Raw genomic sequence first — 255 nt, forward strand, 5'->3', positions numbered from 1 at the left:
CGGAACTGGAAGCGCAGCAATGCGTGCAGGTGACCGGTACTAATCGGCCGAGGGCTTACACACAAACAGCCCCTAAAGAATCGCAACGCGTCCACTGTGCAGTATCTGAAACAACACACCCACGCAAGAACACGTGGGCCTTGTTTCACAGAGTTACGGCGGCCATAGCGGCAGGGAAACGCCCGGTCCCATTCCGAACCCGGAAGCTAAGCCTGCCAGCGCCGATGGTACTGCACTCGTGAGGGTGTGGGAGAG

General features: G+C 58.8%; 1 rRNA gene. It reads left to right on the forward strand.

The window, feature by feature from the left end:
- Positions 1-154: 154 nt before the first annotated feature.
- Positions 155-255, forward strand: a 5S ribosomal RNA gene (gene rrf / locus AC3DEV_RS17280); the annotation flags it as partial.

The organism is Dietzia sp. IBK-p2-15D, assembly GCF_057773105.1.